This window comes from Arachidicoccus sp., assembly GCF_050436765.1.
Lineage (GTDB): Bacteria > Bacteroidota > Bacteroidia > Chitinophagales > Chitinophagaceae > Arachidicoccus.
Map to the genome: position 1 here is coordinate 1 of NZ_JBNQGD010000360.1, position 4661 is coordinate 4661.

The following is a 4661-nucleotide window of genomic DNA, read 5'->3' on the forward strand; positions in this document are numbered from 1 at the left end:
AACAAAGCTCGGCAGAACAGCCGGGCTTTGTTAGTGTTTGCACCTACTATTTTCTAATTTCAAAGATTTGCCGCACTTCAAGTTATCAAATTAATTATCTTGCACTGCATTTAAAATAAGCAATGAAGATTACTGAACATATACAACAGGCGAAAGATACGTTGATCTCTTTTGAAATTTTACCTCCGCTTAAGGGCAAAGACATTTCCTCTATTTATAATCATTTAGATCCTTTAATGGAGTTTAATCCGTCTTGGGTAAATGTCACCTACCATCGCAGCGAAACCATTATAAAGAAAAAAGAAGATGGTAGCTTTGAAAAAGTGCCCATTCGAAAGCGTCCGGGAACTGTGGGTATTTGTGCCGCCATTATGAACCACTACGGGGTAGATGCCGTGCCTCATATAATTTGTGGCGGTTTTACCAAACCAGATACGGAAGACGCATTGATAGATTTAAATTTCCTGGGAATTCAAAACGTATTGGTTTTAAGGGGCGATGCGGAGAAACATGCACCCGGTTTCGAGCCCGAAAAGGGTGGTCACCGATTTGCAATAGATTTATTGAAACAAGTTTCTCAGTTAAATAACGGCGTCTATTTAGATAAAGATATTCGTGATGGAGGTAAAAGCAATTTTTGTATGGGTGTTGCAGGATACCCGGAAATGCATTTGGAGGCGACCAATTATGAAAGTGATCTAAAATGGCTGAAAGCGAAAGTAGATGCAGGTGCGGATTATATAATGACACAAATGTTTTTTGATAATCAAAAATTCTTTTCTTTTGTAAAAGACTGTAAAGCAATAGGCATTAATGTTCCCATTATTCCCGGATTGAAACCATTAACTACCAAAAAGCAACTTTCCGTTCTCCCTCCCATCTTCCATATAGATATTCCGAAACCATTGACTAATGCTATTATGCAAGCCAAATCAGATGAAGCCGTAAGGCAAATCGGTATAGAATGGCTAATAGAACAATGCAAAGAATTAAAATCATTTGGCGTGCCTGTATTACACTTTTATACAATGGGTAAAGCGCAAAATACTTACGAGGTCGTTAAGCAAATAATCTAAAGACTCCGTTTGCTTTAAAAATTCTCTCTAACGGCGCACGGCCTTTTGTCATTTAATGCAACCGTTTGCTCCACATTGCTGTATATTACTTTAGTATCTTTCAAGTCAACATTTAACGAATGAAGAAGATATTAACAGCTATTTTATTTTTGAGCAGTGTCCAGTGTTTCGCACAGCATATCCCATTTACCATTTCCAAAAACTTATGGAAAGACAGTTTAGGTAACCATCGAATAGTCCTCCAGGTAAATAAAAATACCGATGCAGCAGAGGTAAAAGTGGATTGGCGCCGACGTGATTGGGATGCCAATAAAAAAGTTTTAATTATTACCAACGAAAAAGGGGAAGCGGTAAAGAATATTTTCATCAAATCTATTAACCGTGAAACAGGTGATTTTGTGTTTGAACCCAATAACGGCACAGGTAAATATTTTGTCTATTACATGCCCTGGACCGGTCATAAATGGGAAGGTGGTTTTCAAGGAGACTATGTAAGAAATCAACCCAAACCCGACGAAAACTGGGTAATGAAAAATAATCTTACCGCTGCTAATAATATGGTACAGGCCGAAGTTTTGGAGATACAGGCACGAACCGCGTTTGACAGCTTTTACCCGATGGAAGTGGTAGCAAAACAATCTGAAGTAAAAGGCTTAATCGCAAAACATAATCATGATGATTATTTGATTTTCCCCGAAGACAGAAAACACGCTATTCATATGTTCGACGACTTGCCCTTAAGATGGATTCAATCTGGCCCGTCAAATCTATTCTCCGGCACAGCAGAGCGTAACGAATATTATGTTTTTCAACTAGGTATATTCGCTTCTAAAAAAGATTTAAAAAATGTAGAGGCGAGTTATACTAATGCACCCTTTAACAGCACATGCTTCAATCTTTGTGGCGTCGATAGTAAAGGAAATAATTTCAAGAAAACGGTAAATGTAAACAAAGGAAAAGTGCAACCCCTTTGGTTTGGCATAGATATTCCGCAAAATGCAAAAGCCGGTAATTATTCTTTTTTTATAAAAATAAAAGCAGCAAATGCACAAGAAAAAACCGTTCAAATAAAACTAACCGTTACCAACCAACTATTAAAAAATCACGGGGACGATGATTTATGGCGACTTTCCAGATTACGTTGGCTCAACTCGCGCGCCGGCATCGACGACAAAAATACTAATAACTACCTGCCCTTGCAAGTAAGCGGCAACGAAATAAAAGCAAAAACGGCCAATGTCGTTTTGGATAAATTTGGATTACCAAAAACAATAACCATCAACAATAAGCAAATTTTGGCGCAGCCTATTTCTTTTGCAATAAAAAATAAAAATGCAGGAACAACCCTTATTAGAGATTTGCAGTTTATCAAAAAAGCAAGTGGTTTAGTTGAATGGAAAAATTCTGCGGAAAATAATTTGTATACAATTACTTATACCGGCTCGATGGAATCAGATGGGTATTTGCATTACAAAATTCATATTACACCGAAAAAAGACTTCAAGGTAGATAATATCTCGCTTAACCTTCCTATAGAAAAAAACGATGCCACATATTTTATGGGAATGGGCTCCGGCAAACCATTTGGAAGAAACGGCGGTTATACGCCACTAACATATAACTGGAAGTGGCAAGGGCCACAAGATGCCTATTGGATTGGCAATTACGACGCTGGAATCTATTGTCAACTGCTAGGCGCTACTTATTCTGGTCCATTATTGAATTTATATCACCCCGCGCCGCCGCCAAGTTGGTACAATAATAACCTTGGAGGCTTTTCCATCAATACGGAAAATAAGGTAGTTAATACTTCTACATTTACGGGTGAAACATTCTTCAACAAAGATAGCAGCCTCGATTTTGAATTTTCTCTGTTGATTACACCGGTAAAAAAACTGGATACCAAAGCGCAATTTTCTAATCGCTATTATCAAAATTATGGCAATCCTTATCCCCCAGAAGCGGATGTAAAAGCAGGTGTCAATGTTATAAATGTACATCACGCCAACCGCATAAATCCTTATATCAATTATCCCTTTGTTCGTGCAGATAGCATGAAGGCATTTGCCGATAAATATCACAAAGAGAATATAAAAACAAAAATCTACTACACCATTCGGGAACTTTCTAATCAATGTGCTGAAATTTGGGCGTTGAGAAGTTTAGGTACCGAAATTTATAGCGACGGCCGTGGTGGTGGCTATCCATGGCTGCGTGAACATCTGATCAATCATTATGATGTACAATGGTTCACGCCTATTAATGGCTATGAAACCTGCGATGCAGCTATACGTACCAGCGGGGATTCGCGTTGGTACAATTATTATATTGAAGGTTTACGATGGCTGGTAAAAAACACGGGTATCGATGGCTTATATTTAGATGATGTAGCATATGATCGCTCCATGTTGAAACGTATGCGCAAAGTGATGGAAAATGTGAAACCGGGTTGTATGATTGACTTGCATTCCAATACTGATTTTTCTAAAGGCCCCGCTACGCAGTACACCGAATTTTTCCCTTATATAGATAAATTATGGTTCGGTGAAAATTTTCATTATGAGAAAATGCAACCAGACAATTGGATGGTGGAGACTTCCGGTATTCCATTTGGATTAATGGGAGATATGTTGTTTAGTGGCGGAAATCCCTGGCGTGGTTTGATCTATGCCATGACCAATCGGGACGGTTGGCCAACAGATGGAAAAATTTGCAACCCAAAACCAATTTGGAAAGCATTGGATAGATTTGACATTACAGATGCAAAAATGATTGGTTACTGGCAACCGGGTGCGACCACGACTTCCGATAAAAATGTTTTAGCTACCACCTATAAAAATGGCAAGAAATTACTAATTGCCATTGCAAGCTGGGATAATGACACCACCAGCGTTTCATTAAATATTAATTGGGAAAAAATTGGTTTCACACCAAAGAAAAATATTTTAACCGCTTGGAAAATTGAGGGTTTTCAGGAGGCAAAAACATTTAACTTAAACGATAAAATTCCGGTAAATCCAGGAAAAGGTTGGCTGTTAGAAGCTGAATAAATATTTTGGCTAATTAAGAAAGGGGGGAAGCGAAAAAATGTTTCTCCCTTTTCTTTTAAGCAGATTAGTTCCTTTTTGCCCAAACAGAGACACATTCTAAAAATGTATTTACTTGTTCTACTGTATTATAAAAATGTAATCCTATACGAAGCGTCTGATTACGATGTGTTACAATAATATTATTTTGCTTCAGCCAGCTACCCAAGCCGGCTTGTTCATGTAATAGGAGAATAGAACTACGATTATTCATATTCGTTTCACCAATAACGCTTACCGGTAGTTTTACAATGCCTTCTAATAACCGCTGCATAAGGCCTGCGTTATGTCGCACAATATTTTCTAAGCCAATTTCATTTTTTTGCACAATAGCTTTTCTCAAAACATTCAACTCCACCATATTCAAATGACCCAATTCATAACACTTAACCGAAGGAAGAAATTTCCAACCCTTATTTTCTTTTTGTACATTATTGATACTGCCAATAACGGGTGGGTATTTTTCCAAAAATGCGTCGCTCATATACATAATGCCCGA

At 37.9% G+C, this 4661-nt stretch carries 3 protein-coding genes; 2 read left to right on the plus strand and 1 reads right to left on the minus strand.

The window, feature by feature from the left end; all coding sequences use genetic code 11:
* The first annotated feature begins 122 nt into the window (after positions 1-122).
* Together ACQR30_RS15235 and ACQR30_RS15240 are read left to right on the plus strand one after the other, a co-directional pair.
* Positions 123-1076, plus strand: coding sequence for a methylenetetrahydrofolate reductase (locus ACQR30_RS15235; protein ID WP_429736615.1), 954 nt, complete (start codon positions 123-125; stop codon positions 1074-1076).
* Positions 1077-1195: 119 nt separating this feature from the next.
* A complete protein-coding gene (locus ACQR30_RS15240; RefSeq protein WP_429736616.1) occupies positions 1196-4126 on the plus strand; it encodes a glycoside hydrolase domain-containing protein in 2931 nt (976 codons plus the stop codon).
* A 64-nt stretch (positions 4127-4190) separates the two neighbouring features.
* Here ACQR30_RS15240 and ACQR30_RS15245 read toward each other — a convergent pair.
* A partial coding sequence (locus tag ACQR30_RS15245) for an aminotransferase class V-fold PLP-dependent enzyme (RefSeq protein ID WP_429736617.1) occupies positions 4191-4661 on the minus strand: 471 nt, incomplete at its 5' end.